This window comes from Streptomyces sp. ISL-94, from assembly GCF_018614075.1.
Classification (GTDB): domain Bacteria; phylum Actinomycetota; class Actinomycetes; order Streptomycetales; family Streptomycetaceae; genus Streptomyces.
In genome coordinates this window covers 75,883-100,689 of sequence record NZ_JAGGOZ010000117.1, presented here as the reverse complement: position 1 = coordinate 100,689, position 24,807 = coordinate 75,883, and the positions used below count along the sequence as shown (strand labels likewise).

Here is a 24,807-nt window from a genome sequence, read left to right as displayed (position 1 = left end):
CCGCATGGATCAGCCGGCCAACAATGCTCAGGCCCAGGCATGGAACGGCTACGAGGGAGCCCAGTGGGCCCGCAGCCAGGAACGCTGGGACGCCGTCAACGACGGCTTCAACCAGCCGCTGCTCGACGCCGCCGATCCGCGCGGGCCGGACCTCGTACTCGACATCGGGTGCGGAGCCGGGCGCACGACCCGGCTGGCGGCCCTGCGGGCCGACCGGGGTCAGGCCGTTGGGGTGGACCTCTCCGGTCCCCTGCTGGAGCGGGCCCGCCTGAGCGCCGAGCGCGAGCGGGTGCGCAACGCCTCCTTCGTCCACGCCGACGCCCAGGTCCACCCGTTCGAGCCCGGCTCCTTCGACGCGGTCATCAGCCGCTACGGCATGACCTTCTTCGCCGACCCCGTCGCGGCCTTCGCCAACATCGGCGGGGCCCTGCGCCCCGGCGGCCGCCTCGCGTTCATCTGCGCCGCCGATGCCGAAGCCAACGAGTGGCTCAAGGCGATGGCCTCGCTGGACGGCATCCTGCCGCTCGGCGGCTTCGGCGAGCCCGGAGCCCCGGGCATGTTCTCCCTCACCGACCCCGACCGCACGCTCGCCCTCCTGGCCGCCGCCGGCTTCGAGGACGCACGTGCCCAGCGCGTGGAAGCCGCCGGGAACTGGGGGCTGGACGCCGAGGACGCGGCGGCCTTCCTGCTCGACTCCGGCCCCGGCCGCCACCTGCTCAGCCAAGTCGGCCCCGATGCGCAGGAAGAAGCCCGCCGTACGCTGACCGGGGCGCTGCGCCCGTACGAGAGCGGCGGCGCGGTATGGCTGCGCAGCAGCTCCTGGCTGGTCACGGCAGCCCGCGGCGCCGCCCCAGCGACCCCGCGCACGGCTCAGCGGACCCGGTCGTAGACGAGAGCCGGCGCGGGCCTCCCCCTCGACCGGTCCGCCCGCGCACACCGGTAAAGGCGCCGGGCCGCGCATCCGACCGGGCAGAATGCAGTCATGGACGACCGCCTCGACGACGCCCCCGCCACCACTGCGGCCCGGGCGGCGGACTGGAACACCCCGCTCCTCACCACGACCATCACCGCAGCTCTCCTGCGCGGCGCCCTGGATCTGGAGCGCACCGCACACGGCGTGCTGCCGCACCGGCTGCCCGCCCGGGCGCGCGCCCAGTGCTCCGACGGGCAGCTGGCCATGGCGGAGTCCCAGCCCTCCGGCGTACGGCTGGCGTTCCGCACGCGCGCCACCACCGTCGAACTGGACACCCTGCGCACCAAAATGGCCTACCACGGCGCCCCGCCCCGGCCTGACGGCGTCTACGACCTGCTCGTCGACGGCCGGCTGGCCGGGCAGGCCAGTGTGACCGGCGGCAACGTCCTCATGGTGGACATGGCCACCGGGTCCGCGGAAACCCGGCCCGGCCCGGTCGGCACCGTCCGGTTCTCCGGCCTCCCCGACCGCGTCAAGGACCTCGAGATCTGGCTGCCCTACAACGAGATCACCCAACTGGTCGCCCTGCGCACCGACGCCCCCATCGAGCCCCTGCCGGACGGGGGCCGCAGGAGGTGGCTGCACCACGGCAGTTCGATCAGCCACGGCTCCAACGCCGCGAGCCCCAGCACCACCTGGCCCGCGCTGGCCGCGTCGGCCGGCGGCGTGGAACTGACCAACCTGGGACTGGGCGGCAACGCCCTGCTCGACCCGTTCACCGCCCGCACCCTGCGCGACCGGCCCGCAGACCTGATCAGCATCAAGATCGGCATCAACCTCGTCAACACGGACCTGATGCGCCTGCGCGCCTTCGGCCCCGCGGTGCACGGCTTCCTCGACACCATCCGCGAGGGCCACCCCACCACTCCGCTCCTGGTCGTCTCCCCCCTTCTGTGCCCCATCCACGAGGACACCCCCGGCCCCAGCGCCCCGGACTTCGGCAGCCTCAGCGAGGGAAGGCTCACGTTCCGGGCCGCGGGCGACCCTGCGGAACGGGCCGCCGGAAAGCTGACCCTGGGCGTCATCCGGGACGAACTGGCCCGCATCGTGAAGCAGCGGGCAGCCGAGGACCCGCACCTGCACCACCTCGACGGCCGCGAGCTCTACGGCGAGGCGGACTTCGCCGAACTGCCGCTGCCCGACCAGCTCCACCCGGACGCCGCCGCGCACCGCCGCATCGGCGAACGCTTCGCGGCCCTGGCCTTCGGCTCCGGCGGCCCGTTCGCCGCCGAAACCCCCTGAAAACGAACGAGGCCGGGCCTCCTCCCGGGGCTCAGGAGATCCCGTACCACTGGCTGGCCCAGCCGGTGTTGATGGTGCTGGTGGACTGGTCGGCGAGGTTCACGCCGGCCGGCAGCGAGGTCTGACCGGTCAGCAGGGTGCTGTAGCGCAGGTTCGGCGGCGTCAGACCGGCGTTGACCGAGATGCCGGCCCCCGTGGCCTTCAGGGTGAGGGCATTGGTGGCCCAATTCCCGTTGAGGAGGAGCGCGATGAAGTACGTCCCTGGGGCGGCGGTGAACGGCTTGCCGAGCGGCAGCGGCTTGGCGACGGCCTCGGTCATCAGCTGGGGAGAGATGTCCGCCGTGGCCGCGACCAGCGTGCCGTTGGCGTCGTACACGCCGAGGTAGCAGTTGGCGAGCTGGGCGCTCGGGTCGGCGCCGGCCAGACCCAGCCAGATGTTCGACCACGTGATCTGCTCGCGCAGGACGATCCGTACCAGGGTGACGCGCCCGCCGACCCCGGCGGCGGACTGGGCTGTGACATGGCCCGCGTCATTGGGGTCGCCGGTCCACGCCAGGAGGTTCTGATCCTGCGGCCGCGGCCCCTCGTACCCGGAGCCACTGCCCGGCGCCGGCGCGGACGGCGCTGCGGAACTCACGGCCGTACGGCCGGCCCGCGGGCTCTCGCTCGGTGCGGTACAACCGGCCAGGACGAACAGTGCCGCGAGCGCGGCCATGGAGCCGGTCGCGGCAGTGGTGGTGCGGGTGCGCATGGTCCCCCCCATGAGGTGCGGATGTGCCGACGGGCCATGGTCACATGAGCCGCTGACGTCCCCCGAACCGAGTACCGGAGACCGGGGGCTCCACGGCCCCGGGCCCCCAGCCCCCGGCCCCCAGCCCGCGGCCTCCGGCGTTGGAGGCGGCCGGTCGCACCCGCTCGCGTAGGCGATGGCCCGTCAGGCGCCGACGTAGGCCGCGAGGTGCTCACCGGTGAGGGTGGAGCGGGCGGCGACGAGGTCGGCCGGTGTGCCCTCGAAGACGAGCCGGCCGCCGTCGTGGCCGGCGCCGGGGCCGAGGTCGATGATCCAGTCGGCGTGCGCCATGACCGCCTGGTGGTGCTCGACGACGATGACCGACTTGCCGGAGTCGACGAGCCGGTCGAGCAGGCCGAGCAGCTGCTCGACGTCGGCGAGGTGCAGGCCGTTGGTCGGCTCGTCGAGGACGTAGACCCCGCCCTTCTCGGCCATGTGGGTGGCCAGCTTGAGCCGCTGCCGCTCGCCGCCGGACAGGGTGGTGAGCGGCTGGCCGAGGCTGAGGTAGCCGAGCCCGACGTCGGCGAGCCTGCCCAGGATGCGGTGCGCGGCCGGCGTGTGCGCCTCGCCGGCGCCGAAGAACTCCTCGGCCTCCGTCACCGACATCGCGAGCACCTCGCTGATGTCGCGGCCGCCGAGGCGGTACTCCAGCACCGATGCCTGGTACCGCTTCCCCTCGCACTCCTCGCACGGGGTGGCGACCCCGGCCATCATCGCCAGGTCGGTGTAGATGACGCCGGCGCCGTTGCACGTGGGGCAGGCGCCCTCGGAGTTGGCGCTGAACAGCGCCGGCTTCACGTCGTTGGCCTTCGCGAACGCCTTGCGGATCGGGTCGAGCAGTCCGGTGTACGTCGCCGGGTTGCTCCGCCGCGAGCCGCGGATCGCGCCCTGGTCGACCGACACCACCTCCGCGCCGGCGTTCCCCGACCGGTGTGGCAGCGACCCGTGCACGAGCGAGCTCTTGCCGGAGCCGGCGACGCCGGTGACGACGACGAGCACCCCGAGCGGGATGTCGACGTCGACGTCGCACAGGTTGTGCGTCGTCGCGCCGCGGATCTCCAGCGCGCCCGCGGGCTTGCGCACGGTCTCCTTGAGGGCGGCCCGGTCGTCGAGATGGCGGCCGGTGACGGTGTCGCCGGTCCGCAGCCCCTCGACCGTGCCCTCGAAGCAGACGGTGCCACCCGCTTGACCTGCACCCGGGCCGAGGTCGACGACGTGGTCGGCGATCGCGATCGTCTGCGGCTTGTGTTCCACGACGAGCACCGTGTTGCCCTTGTCCCGCAGTCGCAGCAGCAGGTCGTTCATCCGCTGGATGTCATGGGGGTGAAGGCCCGCCGTGGGCTCGTCGAAGACGTAGGTGACGTCGGTGAGCGAGGAACCGAGGTGGCGGATCATCTTCACGCGCTGCGCCTCGCCGCCCGACAGCGTGCCCGACGGCCGGTCGAGCGAGAGGTAGCCCAGCCCGATCTCCACGAACGAATCGAGGGTCTGCAGCAGCGCGGTGAGCAGCGGCGCCACCGACGGTTCGTCGAGGCCGCGCACCCACTCGGCGAGGTCGCTGATCTGCATCGCGCAGGCGTCGGCGATGCTGATCTTCTTGATCTTCGACGAACGGGCCCCCTCGCTGAGCCGGGTCCCCTCGCACTCGGGGCAGGTGGTGAAGGTGACCGCCCGCTCCACGAACGCCCGGATGTGCGGCTGCATCGCCTCCTTGTCCTTGGACAGGAACGACTTCTGGATCTTGGGGATCAGCCCCTCGTAGGTGAGGTTGACACCGTTGACCTTCACCTTGACCGGCTCCCCGTAGAGGAAGTCCTGCATCTCCTTCTTGGTGTACTTGCGGATCGGCTTGTCCGGGTCGACGAAGCCGGACTGGGCGTAGACCTGCACGGTCCATTGGCTGTCCGACTTCCATCCGGGGATGGTGAACGCGCCCTCGGCGAGCGACTTGGAGTCGTCGTACAGCTGGGTGAGGTCGATGTCGGAGACCGAACCGCGGCCCTCGCAGCGGGTGCACATGCCGCCGGTGCGGTTGAAGGTCGCCTTCACCGCCTTCTTGGCGCCGCGCTCGACGGTGATCGCCCCGCTCGCCCGGACCGAGGGGACGTTGAAGGCGTACGCGCTGGGCGGGCCGATGTGCGGCTTCCCGAGCCGGCTGAAGAGGATGCGCAGCATCGCGTTGGCGTCGGTGGCGGTGCCGACCGTGGAGCGGGGGTCGGAGCCCATCCGCTGCTGGTCGACGATGATCGCCGTCGTCAGCCCTTCGAGTACGTCGACCTCGGGCCGCGCCAGTGCCGGCATGAAGCCCTGTACGAAGGCGCTGTAGGTCTCGTTGATCAGCCGCTGCGACTCGGCGGCGATCGTGTCGAACACCAGGGAGCTCTTGCCCGAACCGGAGACGCCGGTGAACACCGTCAGCCGGCGCTTCGGGATCTCGATGCTGACGTCCTTGAGGTTGTTCACGCGGGCGCCGTGCACACGGATCAGAGCGTGGCTGTCGGCGTCGTGCGGCGCAGGCGCCCCTGTTTCCGGCTTCGTGGCCCTGCCCATCGTGTCTCCCTCGGTCGCGCGGGCCGCCGTCGCGGACTCCGTCTCCGTCGCCTGGCTCGATCTAACCAGTGTTGAGCCGAACGGGCGCACATATCCGTTGCCCTGGAGCCACCCCACCCGCCACGACCCGACGCTCTGACCTCTGCATGCCGGCCCCTCGCGGCCTCCGGCACGCCGTCCTCCGAGGTCCGGACCGCCGTGCGGCCCCAGGGCATCATGGCCGGGTGAATGTGTCTCCGACCGCCGGTGGCGGAGCCGGTGTGCCCGGATTCCTCGAGGTCGCCGCCACGCCTCGGACCGCCGTCGTGTGGCTTCCCCCGGCCGGGCTCTGGCCTCCCATCCAGAGCATCCGAGCCGAGCACGACCCCCAGATCCGCCGCTGGCCGCCCCATGTGAACCTGGTCTTCGGCTTCGTTCCGGAGGATGACTTCGCGCAGGCCGCCGCCCTGCTGTCCGCCGTGGCCGCCGGAACCGAGCCCTTCGCCATCCGCCTCAGCGGAGTGCACAGCTTCCGGCACCGCGCCTACGCCACCGTCTGGCTGGACCCGGCCGCGGCCGGCCTGGAGCCCTGGACGGCGCTCCAGGCCGACCTGGCGGAGCCGTTCCCGGGCTGTCGCAGCCGGTTCCCCCGTTTCACACCTCACCTGTCACTGGGACGCACCCGCGATCCGCGGCACCTGGCTGCGGAGTGCGCCGCCCGCCTGGGGAGCATGCCCGCGCAGGTCGACGAGATCGCGCTGCTCTCACGCCGCGGTGAGGGGCCGATGCAACCCCGCGTCACGATCACCCTGGGCACGGGTGAGCTGCACTGGCACCGAGAGTGAGAGGTCGTCCCGGTTGGCTGTACGGCGGTAGCAGATCAAGGCGCTGGCGATACCGACGAAGGCCAGGGCAACGACCCCAGGCACGCATCGGTCAAGCGAGCCGCAAGCCAATCCAGGGGATGATGTCTCCCGGCAGCAGGCCCCACCGAACGCGCGGCCTCCTTCGACTGCCTTGGGGGAACCTCTACGTGATGACCATGGAGGCACCGGAACGGCTCGCGCTCGAGTCGGAGGGAGCCCAGTCGGCCGGCGCTCCCGCGGCCCTGACCCGCAGTCGCTGAACGCTGGACCCGCGGGCGCGCCCGCGGGTTTCCCAGGCCTCTACGTCATACGGTGCGCACCGCGCTGCCCGTCACGCCGCGCGCACCGGGGGGCGGTCCGGATGCGCGTACGCGCTTCGGGAGCGGTCGCGGATTCGACCGCGGCCCGCAGCAGGAGCCCGTACCCGGTGGCACGGTCGTCTTCTGCCGCCCCGTCGGGATGCAGGACGCTCAGCGCGCCGACCACGGGCGGTTCCGCGCCGGGGGCGGCGCAGGTCCCCGGCAGGCGCCGCAGCGGCACGGCCACCAGGGACCAGCCGGGCAGCGGAGAACGGGTGCGGGCCATGCCGTCGCGACGGACCCGGCGGAGGTCCTCGCGCAGTTGCGCGTCGTCGGGACACAGGTGGGCCAGCATGGCGAGGCCGGCCGCGTCCGCGCCGAGCGGGGCCTGGCGCAGGATGCCGGTCGCCTCCGGGGCGGACGCCAGTGCGCGCCGGACCGGGGGTGTGTGGGTGCCGGTGGCCGCGGCGCACAGGCGCTCGCCGCTCAAGGGGGCGTAGGTGTGGAGGAGTACGGGATATCCGGTGCGCGCGTGGAGCTCGTTCAGCAGCGTCTCCAGCAGCGGCGAGCGGGGGAGGGCCGCGCCCGGATGCCGGAGCACCGGGGAGGCCGGGCCCGACGGGGCCGCGGGGGCGTGGGTCAGGAGCTCGTACTGGCCGTGGCGGGGGCGGCGGCACAGGTCGGCGTCGACCAGTTGGGAGAGGCGCCGGTGGGCTTCGGACTTGCTGAGCCCCGTCTGGTGGATGATCTCCCGGAACCGGTGCGGGCCGGGGCCGAGCCCGCGGACGGCCTGGAGGAACGCGTAGGCCTGGGCGCCGTTCCGCTCGGGCGTGGGCTGCACGGGGTGGGCGGGTGTGATCACGCTTCCTCCTGGAGCGTCCGGTTCTGCCTGGGGGTCGGGAGTCCCGGTGGCGCGGCTGCGGCGGCTCGGGTCGCGAGGGCCGCATCGGCGGTAACGGCCGCGTCGGCCGTGCCGGCGGCGAGCGCCGGCGCGCTTCCCCCGTCGGCATGGGGTGCCGTGCACCCCCGGACGGCGGACGGCGGTTGAGGACGCCCCCGGAATGCTGCTGGGACACTCCTGTTCGCCCGCCTACGGTCCGACCTCTCCCCCGTGGAAGCCGGAACCGTGGCGGCGTACGCGGCCGGGTCCGCACCCGCCTCGCGGTGGCGAAGACAGTGGCGGCTCGGCGGCACAAGCAGGATCTTGCTCCAGCCGCGCCGTCGATGTCAACAATAGTTAGCACGATAGGCTTTGAAGTGGCGTCAGGAGCCGTCAGGAGGGCATGAGGAGGTGTCAGGAGGCCTCGGCAGGCGCAGGCGGCTCGCGGGTCCGGCCCGACTGTGTACCGCCCGCGAGGATCTTGATCGTGTTTGCCCTTGCCCGACCAAAGTCAGGCTGGGAGAGTCTTCCCTGAGAGATTCACCAACAGGGGGAGTTGACGGCATCCTGCTCGCATCCAGCAGCAGCGGCGGGCCATGGCGGGAAGGAATCGATGAGCGGGGCAGCCGGGGATGAGTACGGGCAGCGGATCGCGGCACGGCTGAACTTCCTGTTCGACCGGATCTACCGCAGGGGCGGCAGCCCGCAGACCGGCGAAGAGGTCAGCGCCGCCACCGGTGTGCCCCTCGACCACCTGGCCCGGCTCCGGTCGGGCGAGCCGGCCGAGGACGTTCCGGCCGACGCCGAGCTGTTCCGCGCCCGCCTGGAGCACCTGTTCGAAACGCGTACCACGGCCACCGGGGACCCCTTCAAAAGGGACGACGTGGCCAAGGCGTGCGACAAGAGCCGCGTGTGGCTGTACAACGTGACCTCGGGGAAGAGCAAGCCGAGCTGGGAGTCGACCGTCCAGCTCGCCGCCGTGTTCGGCGTCGAGACCTCCTACTTCGCGGACACCCCGCTCCAGGCCCTCGCCAGGCACTTCGGGATCGAGGCCGGCGCCGAGTTCTTCCTCGCGCCCGACGACTCCGACGTCGTACGGGACACGACCGCCCACGTCGAGCTGCTGGCGATGCTGCGCGAGGCCGGGGGCATCCCGGCCCTGCTGGGCCGGATGGCGGGCCCGCTGCCGGGGGCGGGGGGCGGGGATCCCGCGGGCGGTTGAGGCGGATCCCGGCCGGGGGTGCGGGCGGACTGCGGAGCGAGCCCCGCCGGTCAGTCCATGTGGCGGTCGGCCGAGCCCGCCCACCACTCGCCGAGTGCGAGCAGGTTGTCGGTCCCCGTCGCCTCGTAGAGCCGGTTCAAGAGGGTGGTGACCGTTCGCTCGCTGATCTCGAGCCGGCGCGCGACCTCGGCCCGTCCCTTTCCGGCCCGCAGTATCCGGTACAGCGCGCGCGTCTGCGGCGTGGTCACCGCCGCACCGCCGGGCTCGGGGCCCCTGCCGCCCTTCCACGGTTCGGAGCGGGCCCAGAGCTGTTGGTACACCGCGACCATGAGCGAGACCACCACCGGGTGGGTGATGCAGTAGGCCGAAGTCGTCGCCCCCTCGGGGTCCTTGGGGTCGGACACGACGACCGTCCGGCCGTCTACGATGATCATGCGGACGAAGTCGGGGACGCGGGTGCGCACCTCCGCGCCCGCGGCGGACATGGTGCTCGCCCACTTGCTCTCCGCTTCGCGCTGGCGGGCGGAGCTGGGGTAGATCGTACGGAACTGCTTTCCCTGCCGGACGAGTTCAAGCTCCCGGGCCAGGGACTTCTCCAGGCTCCACGCGGGGCGGTCCTTGGGCTGCGCCGACCAGACGCTCGACTCGGTGCCCGAGATGAGCGTCGTCAGCATCCGGTTGGCGTCATCGGGTGAGGCCAGGCGCTCGATGCCCTCCATGGGGGCCAGCGCCGACTTCTTCGGCAGGGCGGCGAACAGGTCCGGGACCCCCGACAGCCGCTCCAGGTGCCGGCGTATGGCATCGAGTTCCCGGACGGTGGCGTTCCGTTCCGCCTGGTGGACGTCGGTGGGCTCGAACCGGCCCGGAACGTACAGGCTGGGGGTCACCAGATCGAGCGCCAGCAGCTCCTCCAGGGCCGGACGGTCGTCCGGAGGGACCCCGGCGCCGTTCGTGATCTTCAGGTAGACCTGCCGGGCGGCGCAGGAAAGGGTCACCGGGGGCAGAACGTTTTCGCCTGCTTCGTACAAGACCGAACCCCCTGGGAGCTTCCACTTGAGGAAGTGCGCCGATGGGAAGCCTGGATTTCCTTGATCTTCCCAGGGGGGACCGTACAGGCTGCCGGGTGTGACCCTCCAGTCACGGACCGGCCTCTTCGCGGCGCAAAACAGGCACTGAGCTGGGGTTCTGTCCGCAGCGGCCCTGGCCCCACGCCGGGCCCGGTGCACGCGGAAGGCCACGAACGACCGGATGCCCCGACGAGAGAATCGAGAAGATCATGCGCAGCACCCGCAGGCTGTCACGAGCCGTCGCAGGCATCGCCCTGGCCGGTGGTGTCCTGCTCTCCGTTACCGCCATGGGCGGTACGGCGGCCGCGGACACGCGGTGGGACTCGGCCCCGGCGGACACCCGGTGGGACTCGGCCCCGGCGGACACGCGGTGGGACTCTGTTCCGGCCACTCTTGCGCCGCTCGACACCCGCTGGGACTAGCCTCTTCCTGTGGGCGGCCCGCAGCGGGCCGCCTCCAGGGCTCCGCCGGGCGCCCGAGCAAGCGCACGAGCACCACGAGTACGACAAGCACCACATGCACCACATGCACCACAAGTACCAACAGCAGCGCAGAGTACGTACGCGGGATGTCGGAGGGACGAGTCGTGGGGGGCAGCATCCGGGCGTCGCTCGGCCTCGCAGCACAGACGCTTCGTGAACAGCGGACGCTGCGCAAAGAGCGCAGGGAATTCCGCATCCGGCTCGGCCTCCCGGCCCACCCGACCCAGCACGAGGTGGTCGAAGCGGTCGGCCGCAGCCGGGGTTTGCCGATCCGCATCCTGCACCTGCCGCTGCGCCGGCCCCTGACCGGCGGACTCCTGCACACGCCCGACGAGTTGATCCTCCTCGTCGACAGGGACTCGCCCAAGACGCTTCAGGCCATCGTCATCGGCCACGAACTCGCGCACATCTACCTCGGCCACGACCCGGAGGAACACGGGCACGACCTCATGAACGACGAGATCCTCGCGCTCCTGGCGCCCGCGCTGAACCCGGCCGTGAGCCGGATGATGCTGGGCCGGACCTACTTCGACGTCGCCGGTCCCGGCCCCACCCACGCGCACCCCCATGCCGGCGCCTCCGACTCCGCCACCGGTACGCACGCCCACGGCGGCCCGTCCGCGGAGCGCCAGGCCGAGATCCTGGGGCGGCTGATGGTATCCATGATCGTCAACGCCGACGAGCCCGCCCACTGCCCCGAGGCCAACTCCGCGCTCCGCCACAGGGGGACCGGTGTCTGAGGACGCAGCCGACATCGTCTACCTCATCGTCGTCGCCATCGGTATATCCACTACGACGGCCAAGGTCATCGCCTGGCGCCGGGAACGCTCCGGTGCCCTGCGGCTGATCGCCACCTGCTCGGCGGTGGGCGTGGGCGCCTTCCTCTTCGCCACACCCGTCGTGTACCGGGCCGTGGCCGTCACCACGGGTTCCCCGAACCTCGCCGAACTGCTCGTCTTCTTCTGCATCCTGGGCTTCTTCGCCCACACGCACGTCATGGCGATGCTGTGGCAGCCGGAGCGGATGCCCCCGTTCGCGGTCAGCGCGCTCGCCGTGCGCCTGTCGGCCTACGGCCTGCTGGGCCTCCTGATGCTGGCCGGCTTCCTGCTGTCCGCCACCGGGGACACCCCCCACCCCATGGACTTCAACATCGCCTACGGCCAGGACCCCGGCGCGCTCCTCATGCTCGCCGCCTTCCAGTCCGGCCTCGCGTACGCCTCGCTCGCCACCGCGATCCGCTTCCGCCGCACCGCCCTGCTCTCCGCGCAGCGGGACCCGCGCCTGAGCCGCGCCCTGCACCACATCAGCATCGCCACCTGGTTCATCGCCGGGTACGTCGTCTGCGTCGGACCGGCCACGCTCGCCGGCGCCCTCGGCTCGCACGCCCTCGACCCCCTGCACAGCCTCGGCCCGGTCTCGGGCACCATCGGTGCGTTCGTCATCAACTACGGATTCTCCGGCGCCGCCGTCGCCGCCTGGCGGGCGGACCGGCGCGACTACATCGCCCTCGCACCGCTGTGGGAGCTGACGCGCCAGGCCGATCCGCGCATGGCGCTCACCGAGCCCAACCGGCTCACCGCCCTGGGCTTCTTCGACGTACGGGACTGGCACCTGCTGACCCGGATCGCCGACATCCTCACCGTGGTCCAGAGCCTGGGCCCCTACTTCGACGCGGCGCCGGCCGACCGGATCCGGCGGGTGGCGGGCGCCGAGCGCTGGACGGAGGCGGAGGAGCGGGCCGCGGCCGCGGCGGCGACCCTCCTCGACGCCATCGCCCGCAAGAACGACGGCGCCGATCCGCCCGCCGCGCCCGCACCGCTGCCCGGCCGCGGGCTGAGCCCCGCCGAGGAACGCGCCCACCTGGTCAAGGTCGCCGGCCGGCTCCGGCACCCGGCCGTACGGGCCGCCGCGGGTGTGCCCGTACGAGCCTGAAGGCTGAAATCGTCAACGACCGTGCGGCAAGCGTTCCAGGCTCCCCGGATGACCAGCGCTCTTCTCCGCCTCACCTCTCGCCCTAAGGGGCGACGGGCAGCCGGCGCTTGTGCTCGGTGAGGCGGTAGCGGCGGACGATCGTTTCGAAGGCCCGCCCGTCCACCGGCTTGCCCTCCAGGAAGTCGTCGATGTCGTCGTACGTGACCCCGAGCGCGTCTTCGTCGGCCTTGCCCGGGTCGAGGGTCTCCAGGTCGGCCGTCGGGGTCTTCCAGACCAGCTCGGCGGGCGCGCCCAGGGCGTCTGCGACGGCGCGCACCCGGCGCTTGGTCAGGCCGGTCAGCGGGACCAGGTCGGCGGCGCCGTCACCGAACTTGGTGAAGAAGCCGGAGACCGCCTCGGCGGCGTGGTCGGTGCCGACGACCAGGCCGTCGTGCGCGCCGGCCACCGCGTACTGGGCGATCATGCGCTGCCGGGCCTTGATGTTGCCGTGTACGAAGTCCTCGTGGTGGGCGTCGCGGAAGCTCACGCCGGCGGTCCGCGCGGCCTCGAGCGCGGCGTCGCTCGCGGGCTTGATGTCCACGGTCAGCACGTGGTCGGCCCGGATGAAGGCGAGGGCGAGCTGGGCGTCGTGCTCGTCTGCCTGGACTCCGTAGGGCAGCCGCATCGCGTAGAACCGCGCCTCGTGCCCGGCGGCCCGGGCCCGCTCGACGGCGAGCTGGCACAGCCGGCCGGCGGTGGTGGAGTCGACGCCGCCGCTGATGCCGAGCACGAGGGAGCGCAGACCGGTGGAGGTCAGCCGCTCGGCGAGGAAGGCCACCCGGCGTTCGATCTCCAGCTCGGCCGCGAAGGCCTCGGCGACCTCAAGTTCCCGCGCGATCTCCTGATGGAGGGCGACGGACGCCGGCTCGCTCACGTGTGCTCCTTGTTCCCGCTTCCCGATATTGTCGCGCCCACCCTACCCAGAGCGCGCCCGGCGGATTCCGGGAGGACAGCCCGGGGCCGTGACCCTCCGGTGGCCGGCGACCGAACACCCCGCACGGAGCGGTCGGTGAGACCGGCGCTCCCGTGTCGAGTCACTCCCCACGGGAATCCGGCTCCACGTTCACGGTGCCCAGCACCGCCCCGTCCGAGCGGCTCAGCACGGCGAACACCCCGGGGGAGGCCACACACCTCCGCTCGCGTGCCGCGATCTCCTCCTCGGATACGGGGCCACCGAGGTACCGACGGACCTCCAGTCCCGCCAGAGCCGGGAGACCGCCGGGACCTCGTCGGACTCGATGGGAGCGGCCCACCTGGGTGGGCTGGCCGCGAAGCTCCCGCTCGTCCTCGGCTGACCGGCCGGTGGGGAGGCGCAGACCGGGACGGCATCCGAGGAGCTCAGGCGGTCAGGCTGTGGGCGGTACGACCGTCACGAGCCGCCAACGCCATGGGCGGGAGCCGGGGCGAGGGAGTCGACGTCCTCCATGAAACTCAACATCCGGGCGTTCACCAGGTCGGGGTGGTCGATCTGCGGTCCGTGGCCGGTCGCGGCGATGATCTCGGCGCGGGCACCCGGAATCAGGCGCGGCACACGCTCCAGCTGCCGCTGCGGGTGGACGAGCAGGCTGCGCTTGCCGAGGACGAGGTAGAGCGGGGTGCGGATGGAGCGCAGCGCGTCCTCGGCCAGCGGCAGCGGCGCGGGGCGGCGGACCCGGAAGGCGCGGGCGCCCGTCTGGACGAACTTCCGCAGCTCGGGGACGACGATCACCGGCTGCTCCAGCCAGGAGGCGAGGCGCGGGCGCAGCGCCTTGGGGGCGAAGCTGGCGAAGAGGCTGACGAAGACCCAGGCGAAGAAGCGCAGCCCCACCTTCTCCAGGCCGCCCGGGTCGAGCAGGGTGACCGAGGCGAGCCGTTCGGGGCGGCGGTGGGCCTGGTTGAGCGCCAGCCAGCCGCCGTAGGAGGAGCCGACGAGGTGGACCCGGTCGAGGCCGAGGGCGTCCAGGGCCTCGTCGAGCCACTGGGCGGCCCGCTCGGGCTGCCACATCGGCTCGCGGTGGACGCTGCGGCCGGCGTCGCCGGGGGTGTCGAGCGCGTACACGGGGCGTTCCGCGCCGAGCGCGGGGGTGTTGGGGTACCACATGGCCGAGCAGTAGCCCGCGCCGTGGATCAGCACGATCGGCGTGCGGGACTCGGCGGCCGGGTCGTCGGGGCCATAACGGTAGACGTGCGTGGTGCCGAAGCCGGTTTCGACGTCCGTCTCGGAGCGGATGGGCGCACCCATCGCGTAGAGCGCGTCGCAGGCGGCGAAATAGCGGTCGCGCAAAGTGTCGTTCACGTAGCGGCCGATGTCGCGGCGTGCGCGGGTTCGGGTCGTCTTCTCAGGCACGGGGCACCTCCGGTTAAGGTCCGTTCTTCGTGATACGACCGTACCATGTTGGTGATACGTGGGTACCATGAAGGGCCCGAGGAGCCGGGCTGCGAACCCACACGAAGGCGGGGACACCACAGATGCCGAAGCGCGTGGACCACGAGGAACGCCGCACCCAGATCGCCGAGGCGCTCATCCGGGTCGCCGGGCGACGCGGACTGCACGCCGTCGGCATGCGTGACGTGGCAGCCGAGGCCGGCGTCTCACTCCGGCTCGTGCAGTACTACTTCCAGACCAAGGAGAAACTGCTCTTCTACGGGCTCCAGCACCTCACCGACCGCTTCACCGCGCGCGTCGGCGCCCGCCTCCAGGCCGCCGGCCCGAACCCGGGCCCGCGCGCGGCCGTTGAGGCACTCCTCCTGGCCTCCCTCCCCACCGACGAGGAGAGCCGCACCTTCCACCTCCTCTACAGCTCCTACGCGATCCTGTCCGTGACCGACGAGGCGCTCGCCGCCCAACCCTTCATCGACAACCCCGACGCAGCCGAGAACGCCCTCACCGGCCTGCTCCGGCAGGCCCAGGAAACCGGCCTCGCCGACCCGGACGCCGACGCGCGGACGGAGGCCGTCAGCCTGCTCGCCATGACCGCGACCATGGGCACGAGCATCCTCGTGGGGCAACGGGAGCCGGAGTCGGCCGTCGCGGTCCTGCGCCACCACCTGGACCGGATCTTCACCGCCGCCGACCGTCCCGCGCCGCCGGCCTGATCAGCGGCTGTCCTGCCCGGCCGGTTGCCGAGGACGAGCGGCACGCCGAGGCCGTGGCAGGCGCCGAGGACGCCGCCCATGCCGGGGGCGGGCCATGTCAGTTCACAGACGTGGGCACGGCCGCCGGCGCGGTCTGCGGCCTGGGCGGGATGGAGGCTCGGCATGTGGAACAGCCAGTCGGAGAGGACCAGTCCGTACAGCTCGTCCGGGCCCGCGGCCGGAAAACCGTCGAGGTAACGGCGTACGCCGTCCCGGACTGCGCCGAAGACCTCCAAGCCACGGACGCGGCGGCGGTCATCATCCCCTCCCGGCAACTCCTCGCCCAGTCCCCGCGCTTAGGGTGATGTCGATCAACTCATCGTTGATCGGGGGATCGGGGGAGGCCGATGAACAGCGCGACCGAGGTGTTCCAGCCCTTGCAGGCGGACGATCCGACTTCCATGGCCGGCTATCGCCTCGTGGCCCGGCTCGGCGCGGGTGGCATGGGCCGGGTCTACCTGTCGCACACCCAGGGCGGCCGTCCGGTGGCGATCAAGGTGGTACGGCCCGAGCTGTCCGAGGACCCGGCGTTCCGCCGGCGCTTCCGCCGTGAGGTGGAGGCCGCCAGGCGGGTCCGGGGCGCGTACACGGCCGAGCTGATCGACGCCGAGGCGGACGGAGTGCCGCCCTGGCTGGCCACCCTCTACGTGCCCGGGCCCTCGCTGGCGGAGGCCGTCGCCCGGCGCGGACCGCTGCCGGTGCCCGCGGTGCTGTGGCTGATGGCGGGGGTGGCCGAGGCCCTGCAGGCCATCCACGGCGCGGGCATCGTGCACCGGGACCTGAAGCCGTCGAACGTCCTCCTGGCCGCCGACGGGCCCCGTGTCATCGACTTCGGCATCTCGCTCGCGTCCGGCACCACCGCGCCCACCGCCACGGGCAGTGCGATCGGCACGCCTCAGTTCATGGCCCCCGAGCAGGCGTTGGCGGGCGAGAGCACGGCAGCCACCGACGTCTTCGCACTGGGCCAGACCGCCGGGTTCGCGGCGCTGGGCGAGCCGCTGTACGGAGACGGCCCCGCCATGACCGTGCTATACCGGATCGTGCACTCCGAACCCGACCTGTCCCGGCTGCCGGAGCAGCTGCGTCCGCTGATCGCCCGGTGCCTGGCTGCCGATCCGCAGGAGCGTGCCACCCCGGCGGAGATCGTGGCGTGGTGCCGGCAGCGGCTGGGCGCGGCCGCCGACGGGGGCGGCGGCCCGGCCGTCTGGCGGGAGGTGGCGGGGCCCGAGGTGGCGATCCCGGCGCCGCTCCCGCATCCCACCCCGGTGCATACGCTGCCGCTGGTGCGTCAGCAGCCGCAGCCGCCGGCGCCGGACGGGCCGCAGGAGCGGCGGGCGCGCAGGCGGCGTACCGCGCTGATCGCCACCGTGGCGGTGACGACGGGGACACTGCTGCTGACCGCCCTCGTCTGGACGCTCGGGGACGTGGCGGGCAGACTGCGCGACCGGGAGGCGTCCGGGGCGAAGCCGTCCGGCTCGGCCGCGGGGGCACAGAAGACACCGTCGGCGTCGGCCGGCTCGTCTCCCGGCGGCCGGACACCGGGGACCTCCGGATCGATACCGAGCTCGTCCCCACCGCCGAAGCCCGTCCTCCTCCCCTATCCCATGGTGCGCCTGGACGAGAAGAGTTCGATCGGCATCAAGGAACCGGTCCAGCGCGAGGACCGCACCGGCGACATCCGCCTGAACTGCGAGAACGCCGGCTGCGCGCTGGAGAGCGACTCAAGCGTGATCACGATGCTGTTCGGCGAGCCGCACGGCTCGCTCGACGAGTGCTGGATCCTCCTCAAGGGCGCCACAGCGCGAAGCTTCTCGCTGGCCCCGGCGGCGGCCGGCAGCGAGTTCTGCGTCAAGCACCCGTCGGGAGACATTGCGTTGCTCGTGCTCCAGATCAAGTCGACTGTGGGCCCCGCGGGCTTCGTCGTCGCGGACATGACGGTCGCGCGCGCGGCCTGACGGCGCGATCGACGTCTCCGAGTCACCCCGTGATGCGCGGGTCGAGCCGGCCCGGATCTCCCACGCCGGACGGCGACGGGGAGGGCGAGGGCGACGGGGCGGCTCGGGCGCCCGTACCCGAGGCGAGCGCCGGCAACAGCAGGGCGGCGCAGCCGGCGGACACTCGGCGCCGCAGCGCCGCGAAGCGGATCGGATGGTCCACAGCGCGCTCCGTTCGTCGCGGCTGTCATCTCACGGGTCCCCGATGCCTCTGATCAGGGTGGCACGGCACGCTACGGCGCGCACGTCACCCCGCGCGCCCCCGGCGCCGCAGGGCGGCCCCGGGCCGGTCGGCACCGCCGGCGATCGCGCCGGCGCGGACCACTGAGGGCCGTGAGACGACGGTGACCAGGAGGGAGACCACGGCGGCGGCGGTGATCGCCGTGCCGGGGGAGAGGTGCTGGGCGGCGGCGCCGGCGAGCGCGGCGCCGAGCCCCTGCCAGGTCATCCGGCCGGCGGACTCAACGCCCTGGACCTGACCCCGCACCGGGTCGGGTGTCAGCTCGAGAAGCTGCTCCTGCAAGGGGAGGGTGGCCGCGAACCCCGCACTGGCGACGAACACCGCGGCGGCCGAGACCAGGACGGGCGGGTGGACCGCGAACAGCAGGTAGGGGGCGGCGAGCAGCAGCCGCAGGGCGAAGGCACCGCGTCGGCGCCCGTCGGCGGTCAGCAGTCGGCCGACGGTCAGGTCCCCGAGGAGCATGCCGGCCGATCCGGCGGCCAGGAGAGTGCCTGCGTGGCCCGGGTCATAGGAGATGAACAGGGCCTCACAGCCGACGATCAGACCGTTGGGGACCCACAGGTTCAGCAGCAGCGCCCGCCGGCCGGGGTGGGAGAAGAGCGCGGCGTTCGTCGTCCAGGTCTGGCGCAGTCCGGGGCGGCGGGTGAGACGGATCGAGTGTTCGCGGACGGTGGTCGCCACGGCGGCCAGCCCGAGTCCGGTGAGGACCGCCGCGACGACGAAGACCCCCTGCGGGCTGAGGTAGCGCTGCAAGACGGCACCGGTGGCGTAACCGAGGACCGCCATTCCGCCCGAGGTGATGTTCATCAGCGAGCGTGCCAGGGCGTAGGTGGAAGTCGGGACGACCTCGGCGAGCAGCCCCATGCGGGTGCCTGTCCCCAGCGACTGGAAGAACCCCAGCACCAGCAGCAGCCCGAACCGCGCAGCCAACGGCAGCCCGGGGATCGCCTGCGCGGCGACACCCGCCAGCGAGACGCACTGGAGCGCGACGAGGGTACGGCGCGGACGCTTCCCGTCCGCGACCGACATCAGGGTCAGGGCGCCGAGCACGGTCGCGAACGTGGCGCCGTACATGCTCACGGCCGTCAGGAACGGGGAGTGGGTCTGGTCGTTGACCAGGGTGCCGAGCGCGAAGCCCGAAAGGGTCGTCGCGGCGGCCGTCAGGGTGAAGCCGGCATAGAGACCGGCGAACTCTCTGTCGCGGAGCAGGGCGCGATAGCCGGGGGCGGCGGTGGGTGCTGAAGTGTCAGAAGGCATAAAAAAAGCCTCCGGACGCGTGAGTTGTACGCGTCGAAGGCCAACAAGGTCATTCTAGCAGGCTCGATGACGCGGTGGTGGCGGTCAGCGGACCTTCGGCCGGCGCTTGGGAAGCCCATCGTGGCTCGCCGCCCGGGAGAGCCATGGCCCGCTCGGGCCGACCGTTCGGCTCCGGCGTGAGATCGGCCGGGTCAGCTTCCGCCGCCGAAGTTCCACGCTTCGATGTCGCGGTAGCGGATCGGGCCCGGGCCGCGGCCGACGTTGCTGCCGACCAGGTGCAGGCGTTCGGAATGCCAGCGGCGCCCGGTGAATGCGGTGAGCCCGGTGGCGGCCGTCACCACGCAGGACGGATCGTTGCGTCCGGATCGGGCCAGCGTCAGATGGGGACGCAGCGGACGGTCCTCGAAAGCGATCCCGCACTCCTTGACCACGGCGCGCACGTCGGTGGCGAGCAGGTGCAGCCCTGCGAGGTCCCCGTCGATCCCGCTCCACAGCACGCGCTCGTCGAAGTGCCCGCCGCCGCGCAGTGCCAGTTCTACGGGCCGGCGTGCCGCCGCGAGCTCTGCGAGCGGCGGCCGCAGCAGCGGAACCGTGGTCGCCGGGAGCTCTCCGAGGAACGCCAGGGTGATGTGCCAGTCCTGGATGCGGTTCCACCGCATGCGCGGGTACGCGTCGTAGGCGGGGCGCAGCTCGCGCGCCAGCTCTTCCTTGGCCTCGTCGGGCGGGGCGAGGGCGATGAACACCCGAACGGTCGCGGGCTGTATCTCTTCGTTCACAAAGACTTCCTACCGTGCTCGGCCGACTCAGTCATCTTCTCTTACGTACACCGCAGCGCAGGTGAGCCGGTACCGCCCGCGCCCGTCGCCGGCGGGATGTGGTGTGCGTCTGCGTCCCAGCGGAGGGCACCGTCGAACCCGTCATCGACGCACCCATCGGCGATGGGCAGGGCCACTGTGCACCCCAGTGCCCTCGCTCCTGTCCAGACACGAATTCCCCGGCCCGTCACGCCATCGTTATGGAACCGTCTCGACGCGGCGTTCAGCCGGCTGGAAAGGACGCATGGCGTTCCCTACCTGACGGAATGCCTGGGCAACCGACTGTTCTGGAAGCTGGGCACGAGCCTCTGAGCGGGGCCCGGGGTCAGTCCTGGCAGCCGCATCCCGAGGCGGCCTCGGCCTCGTAGGCCGTGGTGGCGGGGTCGGCGGACCGCTCGTAGGCCGTGCAACAGGCGGTGGCGCCGCAGCAGTCGGTGGCCGCTTCGGTGCCGGCGGAAGAGGCGGGCTGTGCGGCCGGCTTGACCGCGCGGACGATGGCGGAGTGCATTCCGTCGGCGACCCGGTGAGTCGGGGTGATCTCGATGCCGGTGAAGCCTGCCCTCTCCAGCCCGTGACGGTATTCGGTGAAGGAGAGCGCGCCGGCGATGCAGCCGACGTGGTCCCCGCGCTCGGCGCGCTGCGCGGGGGTGAGGGTGTCGTCCGCGAGGACGTCGGAGATGCCGATCCGGCCGCCGGGGACCAGGACACGGTAGGTCTCGGCGAAGACGGCGTGCTTGTCGGTGGACAGGTTGATCACGCAGTTGGAGATGACGACGTCGACGGTGTTCGCGGGCAGCGGGACGGCCTCGATCTCGCCCTTGAGGAACTCGACGTTCGCGGCGCCGGCCTTCCTGGCGTTGGCCACGGCCAGGGCCAGCATCTCCTCCGTCATGTCCAGCCCGTACGCCCTGCCGGTGGGGCCGACGCGACGTGCGGAGAGCAGGACGTCGACACCGCCGCCGGAGCCGAGGTCGAGGACTCGCTCGCCCTCGCGGAGGTCGGCGACGGCGGTGGGATTGCCGCACCCGAGGGAGGCGGCGACGGCCCCGTCCGGCAGCTGATCGAGGTCGCCCGGCGTGTAGAGGGCGGAACCGAAGTTCTCGTCGAGACCGACAGGCTCGGGCCCGCAGCAGGCGGTGGTGCCGCCTTCGGTGACCTTCAGCGCAGCGGCTGCGTACCGCCGGCGGACGGTCTCGCGCAGATCTGTGGACTCGCTCATGGCGCGCTCCTCGCGGGAAGCCGATCGCGTTGTATCGAAGATTCTCGATACAAGCTTGCGCGCTGAATCGAAGAACGTCAACATAGAGGAATGTCGAAGCCGTGCCCGAGCGGCAGGAGGCAGTGCTCAGCCGTGCCGGGCGCGCACGAGCCGGAAGGCGGCGTAGAGGAGGGCGGCGGTCAGGGCCAGGAGGAGGGAGGTTTCGATGAGCTGCGTCGGCCAGTAGTGCGAGGCCGGGTGGAACTCCGCGTACCGGGCGGTGATGTGCATGTCGGCGGGGCAGACACGCAGGTTATGGGTCCGCGCGAAGCAGGCGTACTCGGGGAGGCGCTCACCCGTGGCGGTGAGGAGTCCCGAGTCCATCAGCAAGGCGGAGTGGGGAATCAGTTTGGCCGGGCTCCCGGGAAAGGGCACGGTGTTGGTCTCCACGGAAAGGAACGACCACCGCAGGGCGCCGAGGCCCAGCAGCACCAGGCCGGTGAGGAGCCCCGTGACCGCCATGGCGGCGAGGGTGCGCCGGACCAGCTGGCCGACGAGGGCTCCGATGGCCACGCCGAGCAGGCAGTAGCCGACGAGCACCGGGCCCGTGGCCTCGTACGTTCCGCGGTCGGCCCAGTGGAACTGGTAGGTGCCGGATATCCGGACCCAGCCCAGGCGGTAGACCCCGGCCAGCGCGGCCGAACCGAGCACGGCCACCGCCGCTGCCACCAGCACCTTCGCGCCGAGCCAGGCCTTGGCCGTGGCCGACTGGGTGAGGGCGAGCCGCCAGGTGCCGCTCTCCAGCTCGCGGGCGGTCATCGGGCCGGCCACGAAGGCCCCCACCAGCAACGGCAGGAACAGCAGGCCCGTGTTCGCCGCCTCCATGAAGAGCCGCAGCAGGGTGGCCCCGTGGTTCGAGGACGGGACGGTCATCCGGTCGGAGTCCGGGTCGCCGGCCCACGCGCGCAGGGCGACGACCGCGGCGAGGCCGGCGGCCACGAGGGCGGGCACCGCCCACAAAGTGCGCCGGTGCTGGCGGACGGTGGCCCAGTACGGGCCCTTCAGTGTCAGCGCGCTCATGCCGTCACCCCCACGCAGGCGGGGGAGTCGTCGACGGCGAACGACGGAGCATCGGGCGAACGCAGATGGGCGAGCAAGAGTTCCTCCAGGGACGGGTGCGTCGTCTGCCAGACCCGGCTGTCGACGGGGCCCCGCAGCCGCACGAGTGCGGTGAGCTGGCGGCCCGCGGTACGGGTCTCGACGACGGTGTGCGGGGCGAGTTCGGCGGAGGCGGCGAGGGGACCGGTGAGCAGCCGGTGGGCCGCATGGATTTCGTCGAGGGGGCCGGAGAGGCGGATCCGGCCGCCGTCGACGAGGAGGAGGTGGTCGCAGGCGCCCTCCAGCTCCGTGAGGATGTGCGAGGACATCACCACGGAGGTGCCGTTCTCGGCGGCGTCGGCCATCAGCGTGCCCATGAGCTGGTGTCGGGCGAGCGGGTCGAGGTCGGCCATCGGCTCGTCCAGGAGGAGCAGGCCGGGGCGCTTGCCGAGGGCCAGTGCCAGAGCGATGCGGGTGCGCTGGCCGCCTGAGAGGGTACGGACCTTGGCGTGCGGGTCGAGCCCCCCGGCCTCGACGATCCGCTCCGCCCTCTGTGCGTCCCAGCGGGCCGGGTTGAGCTCGCGGCCCATGCGCAGGGTCTCGCCGATGGTGAGCTGCGGGTAGAGCGGCTTGTCCTGGCCCACGTAGGCCAGTGTCTCGCGCGGTGCCGTGCGAAGGGTGCCCTCCGTGGGGAGAGCGAGCCCGGCCGCAAGGCTCAAGAGGGAGGATTTGCCGGCCCCGTTGGGGCCGACGAGTGCACACACCCGGCCCTCCGGCAGCCGGAAGGAGCAGTCGCGCAGCGCCCAGGCTCCCCGGCGTCCGTAGCGCAGTCCGAGGCCTTCCGCCTCGATCACGGTGTCCGTCATGCGTCGCCGTCCCCCTTGAAGTGTTGTTCCAGTACGGATGTGAAGAGCGCGGCCACGTCGTCCCGCTCCATCCCGGCGTCCCGGGCGCGCCCTGCCCAGTCCGCGAGTTCGTCGCGCAGTGGAGAGTCGGCCGGGGCGCTGCCCAGGGACTTCCGGATGAAGGTGCCCAGGCCCCGCTTCGCCTCGACGAGCCCTTCGCGTTCCAGTTCGCGGTAGGCCTTGAGAACGGTGTTCGGGTTGATGGCGGTGGCCTCCACGACCTCGCGCGCGGTCGGCAATTTGTCGCCTGGTTCCAACAGACCCAGGCGCAGGGCCTGTTTGGTCTGCAGGACGATCTGCAGGTATGTGGCGATGCCGCTGCGCCGGTCGATGCGGTATTCCAGCACGCCAACACCACCCTTTCACTAGGTAAGTAGTGAAAGAGTGGTGCAGGGGCGGGGTTCCTGTCAACCGTCTCGGTGTTGTGTTCGGGTTTGGCCCAGTTGTGCGAAGTGTGCTGTCTGCGGAGCTCCGAAGGGCTGCGGATTCGGCGATCCAGGGGCGCTGTCATAGCGCAGTCGGCAGGATGAGGGCATGAACCGTGGGGATGTGGGACCGGACGGATCGCGACCGGTGGTGGTGCGGGTGCGGGTCCCGGTGGAGCCGGTGGAAGCCGCAGTCGAAGCCGACGCCGTCGACGCCGTGACGCGGGCGGGCGATGTGGTGGTCCGCGGCCCGCTGTTCGGGGTGGCGGCGCAGGGTGCCGGCGACGGACCGCGGTGGCGGGTGGTGATCGAGATGACGGCCGGCTGCCCGCAGCAGGCGCGCGACGGGCTGAACTCACTGTTGTGGTTCAGGGCGAAGGACGAAGCGGACGACAAGGCGGAGCGGCGGGCGCTGCTGGCGGCGGTCGCCCGGCTGGAAGAAGAGCGGGTCGATGAACTCGCCGTGGCCGGAACCCGGTACCGGGTCGTGCGCGCCGAGGAGTACGCCGGCACGGGCCCGGCCGGCATCGAGCAGCCGCGCCCGACCGACCCGGAGCCCCTGGTCCCCGACTGGGACCGCGCGGCCAAGGACGCGGCGGTCGACGACGGCCTGGTCCTGGACCCGGACGCGCCCCTCACCCCGAGCCAGGCCCTCGAGCAGCTGGCGCTGCGCGGCCTGTGTTACACCGGTGAACGCTTCCCCCGAGACGTGCGCGAAGACGCCCTGCGCGCGTTGGACACCCACCCGGACGTCCTGCTGCTGCCCCCGACGTTCACGGTCGTGGAGCGGGGCGCGAGCGGCTGGAGGCCGGTCACCGGCCCGCACGCGACCGCGCACGCCGCCCGCAGGTCGCTGGACTTCGCCCTGACGTGGATGTGGCCGCGCATGCACGGCCACATCCCCCAAGGCGCCCACCCGCACACCGACGCCCGTACCGGGATTCCGGGCGGAGAACCCTCGGCCGGCCGGCGGACCACGGAGCTGGCCGAGTACGCCCAGGCGGCCGACACGCTCCGGGCCCGGCGCGTCAACCGCCTCGAATTCCAAGGGACCGTGTACCAGATCGCCCGCACCCGCCGCCTGCTGCGCTGGGGCCCCGACGGGCCGGAGGGCCCGCGCCCGTCCGACACCAACAGCCAGGACCCCACACGAATCCACCCTGCGCTCGACGAGGACGGCCGCGTCCTCCCCGAAGACTGAGCCGCGCACCGGCCCCAGCGAGCCCGTCCCGAGGGCCTGTGTCGGATGTGTGTCCCAGCCTCGATCACGAAGGGTTCACACCACACTCAGAAGGGCAGGTTCCACGGGGCCCTCGCCGAACAGGGCGCGGAGCTGATGCCACGGGGGTCGTACGGCTTCAGCGCCAGGTTCGGTTGGGTGAACGACCGCTTCGGGGTCTCCTGGCAGCTGAACCTGCCCGAGTGACCGCCGGACCTTT

At 72.2% G+C, this 24,807-nt stretch carries 25 protein-coding genes; 12 read left to right on the top strand and 13 right to left on the bottom strand.

Annotated features, from left to right (window positions below; all coding sequences use genetic code 11):
* Positions 1–4 precede the first annotated feature (4 nt).
* Positions 5–889, top strand: a complete 885-nt coding sequence (locus tag J7E94_RS30485) for a class I SAM-dependent methyltransferase (RefSeq protein ID WP_215020037.1) — start codon at positions 5–7, stop codon at positions 887–889.
* 93 nt (positions 890–982) lie between these two features.
* Positions 983–2,215, top strand: a complete 1,233-nt coding sequence (locus J7E94_RS30480) for a GDSL-type esterase/lipase family protein (protein ID WP_215020036.1) — start codon at positions 983–985, stop codon at positions 2,213–2,215.
* Between the two features lie 31 nt (positions 2,216–2,246).
* Here J7E94_RS30480 and J7E94_RS30475 read toward each other — a convergent pair whose 3' ends face one another.
* A complete protein-coding gene (locus J7E94_RS30475) occupies positions 2,247–2,966 on the bottom strand; it encodes a hypothetical protein (protein ID WP_215020035.1) in 720 nt (239 codons plus the stop codon).
* 183 nt (positions 2,967–3,149) lie between these two features.
* Positions 3,150–5,555 carry an excinuclease ABC subunit UvrA gene (locus J7E94_RS30470; protein WP_215020034.1) on the bottom strand — a complete coding sequence of 802 codons (2,406 nt, stop codon included), beginning with the start codon at positions 5,553–5,555 and terminating at the stop codon, positions 3,150–3,152.
* 224 nt (positions 5,556–5,779) lie between these two features.
* Between J7E94_RS30470 and J7E94_RS30465 the strand changes: the two genes are divergently transcribed.
* The gene (locus J7E94_RS30465) at positions 5,780–6,379 is read left to right on the top strand and encodes a 2'-5' RNA ligase family protein (RefSeq protein WP_308345535.1); all 600 of its coding nucleotides are present in this window, start codon (positions 5,780–5,782) and stop codon (positions 6,377–6,379) included.
* Positions 6,380–6,700: 321 nt separating this feature from the next.
* Here the strand turns inward: J7E94_RS30465 and J7E94_RS30460 are convergent, their stop codons facing one another.
* Entirely contained in the window at positions 6,701–7,561 is an 861-nt protein-coding gene (locus tag J7E94_RS30460; RefSeq protein ID WP_308345533.1) for a helix-turn-helix domain-containing protein, read from the bottom strand.
* A 631-nt stretch (positions 7,562–8,192) separates the two neighbouring features.
* Here J7E94_RS30460 and J7E94_RS30455 point away from each other — a divergent pair.
* Positions 8,193–8,801: a helix-turn-helix transcriptional regulator gene (locus J7E94_RS30455; RefSeq protein WP_215020032.1), complete on the top strand. Its 609-nt coding sequence runs from the start codon at positions 8,193–8,195 to the stop codon at positions 8,799–8,801.
* A 50-nt stretch (positions 8,802–8,851) separates the two neighbouring features.
* Here the strand turns inward: J7E94_RS30455 and J7E94_RS30450 are convergent, their stop codons facing one another.
* Positions 8,852–9,796: a hypothetical protein gene (locus tag J7E94_RS30450; protein ID WP_215020031.1), complete on the bottom strand. Its 945-nt coding sequence runs from the start codon at positions 9,794–9,796 to the stop codon at positions 8,852–8,854.
* Between the two features lie 281 nt (positions 9,797–10,077).
* Between J7E94_RS30450 and J7E94_RS30445 the strand changes: the two genes are divergently transcribed.
* The 3 genes from J7E94_RS30445 (at position 10,078) to J7E94_RS30435 (ending at position 12,282) form a co-directional block, all read left to right on the top strand.
* Positions 10,078–10,290 (top strand): hypothetical protein, encoded by a 213-nt coding sequence (locus J7E94_RS30445; RefSeq protein ID WP_215020030.1) that lies wholly within the window; start codon positions 10,078–10,080, stop codon positions 10,288–10,290.
* 164 nt (positions 10,291–10,454) lie between these two features.
* Positions 10,455–11,090 (top strand): ImmA/IrrE family metallo-endopeptidase, encoded by a 636-nt coding sequence (locus J7E94_RS30440; RefSeq protein ID WP_215020029.1) that lies wholly within the window; start codon positions 10,455–10,457, stop codon positions 11,088–11,090.
* Positions 11,083–12,282 (top strand): DUF6545 domain-containing protein, encoded by a 1,200-nt coding sequence (locus J7E94_RS30435; protein WP_215020028.1) that lies wholly within the window; start codon positions 11,083–11,085, stop codon positions 12,280–12,282. The genes J7E94_RS30440 and J7E94_RS30435 overlap by 8 nt, the downstream gene beginning before the upstream one ends.
* 82 nt (positions 12,283–12,364) lie before the next feature.
* On the opposite strand, the gene nadE is transcribed toward J7E94_RS30435, so the two are convergent.
* Both nadE and J7E94_RS30425 read right to left on the bottom strand, forming a co-directional pair.
* On the bottom strand, positions 12,365–13,195 hold the full coding sequence (gene nadE, locus J7E94_RS30430; RefSeq protein ID WP_215020027.1) for an ammonia-dependent NAD(+) synthetase: 831 nt from the start codon (positions 13,193–13,195) through the stop codon (positions 12,365–12,367).
* A gap of 495 nt (positions 13,196–13,690) precedes the next feature.
* The gene (locus J7E94_RS30425) at positions 13,691–14,647 is read right to left on the bottom strand and encodes an alpha/beta fold hydrolase (protein ID WP_215020026.1); all 957 of its coding nucleotides are present in this window, start codon (positions 14,645–14,647) and stop codon (positions 13,691–13,693) included.
* 122 nt (positions 14,648–14,769) lie between these two features.
* On the opposite strand from J7E94_RS30425, the gene J7E94_RS30420 reads away from it, so the two are divergent.
* The 3 genes from J7E94_RS30420 to J7E94_RS30410 are packed head-to-tail and all read left to right on the top strand — an operon-like array spanning position 14,770 to position 17,390.
* The gene (locus tag J7E94_RS30420) at positions 14,770–15,396 is read left to right on the top strand and encodes a TetR/AcrR family transcriptional regulator (RefSeq protein WP_215020025.1); all 627 of its coding nucleotides are present in this window, start codon (positions 14,770–14,772) and stop codon (positions 15,394–15,396) included.
* 53 nt (positions 15,397–15,449) lie between these two features.
* Positions 15,450–15,740 (top strand): hypothetical protein, encoded by a 291-nt coding sequence (locus tag J7E94_RS35825; RefSeq protein ID WP_215020024.1) that lies wholly within the window; start codon positions 15,450–15,452, stop codon positions 15,738–15,740.
* 42 nt (positions 15,741–15,782) lie between these two features.
* Positions 15,783–17,390 (top strand): serine/threonine-protein kinase, encoded by a 1,608-nt coding sequence (locus tag J7E94_RS30410; protein WP_215020023.1) that lies wholly within the window; start codon positions 15,783–15,785, stop codon positions 17,388–17,390.
* Between the two features lie 22 nt (positions 17,391–17,412).
* Here J7E94_RS30410 and J7E94_RS30405 read toward each other — a convergent pair whose 3' ends face one another.
* From J7E94_RS30405 to J7E94_RS30375, 7 genes are all read right to left on the bottom strand, one after another.
* The gene (locus tag J7E94_RS30405) at positions 17,413–17,592 is read right to left on the bottom strand and encodes a hypothetical protein (RefSeq protein ID WP_215020022.1); all 180 of its coding nucleotides are present in this window, start codon (positions 17,590–17,592) and stop codon (positions 17,413–17,415) included.
* An 84-nt stretch (positions 17,593–17,676) separates the two neighbouring features.
* On the bottom strand, positions 17,677–18,927 hold the full coding sequence (locus J7E94_RS30400) for an MFS transporter (protein ID WP_215020021.1): 1,251 nt from the start codon (positions 18,925–18,927) through the stop codon (positions 17,677–17,679).
* Between the two features lie 191 nt (positions 18,928–19,118).
* Complete coding sequence (thpR, locus tag J7E94_RS30395; protein ID WP_215020020.1) at positions 19,119–19,703, bottom strand: RNA 2',3'-cyclic phosphodiesterase; 585 nt, start codon at positions 19,701–19,703, stop codon at positions 19,119–19,121.
* Between the two features lie 364 nt (positions 19,704–20,067).
* On the bottom strand, positions 20,068–20,961 hold the full coding sequence (gene arsM, locus J7E94_RS30390; RefSeq protein ID WP_215020019.1) for an arsenite methyltransferase: 894 nt from the start codon (positions 20,959–20,961) through the stop codon (positions 20,068–20,070).
* Positions 20,962–21,087: 126 nt separating this feature from the next.
* Positions 21,088–22,020, bottom strand: coding sequence for an ABC transporter permease subunit (locus J7E94_RS30385; protein ID WP_215020018.1), 933 nt, complete (start codon positions 22,018–22,020; stop codon positions 21,088–21,090).
* Positions 22,017–22,904, bottom strand: coding sequence for an ABC transporter ATP-binding protein (locus J7E94_RS30380; RefSeq protein ID WP_215020017.1), 888 nt, complete (start codon positions 22,902–22,904; stop codon positions 22,017–22,019). The genes J7E94_RS30385 and J7E94_RS30380 overlap by 4 nt, the downstream gene beginning before the upstream one ends.
* Positions 22,901–23,290, bottom strand: a complete 390-nt coding sequence (locus tag J7E94_RS30375; RefSeq protein WP_215020016.1) for a GntR family transcriptional regulator — start codon at positions 23,288–23,290, stop codon at positions 22,901–22,903. The genes J7E94_RS30380 and J7E94_RS30375 overlap by 4 nt, the downstream gene beginning before the upstream one ends.
* Before the next feature lie 187 nt (positions 23,291–23,477).
* Between J7E94_RS30375 and J7E94_RS30370 the strand changes: the two genes are divergently transcribed.
* Positions 23,478–24,569, top strand: coding sequence for a DUF5954 family protein (locus J7E94_RS30370; RefSeq protein ID WP_215020015.1), 1,092 nt, complete (start codon positions 23,478–23,480; stop codon positions 24,567–24,569).
* Positions 24,570–24,614: 45 nt separating this feature from the next.
* Positions 24,615–24,794, top strand: coding sequence for a VOC family protein (locus J7E94_RS35540; RefSeq protein WP_215020014.1), 180 nt, complete (start codon positions 24,615–24,617; stop codon positions 24,792–24,794).
* Positions 24,795–24,807 lie beyond the last annotated feature (13 nt).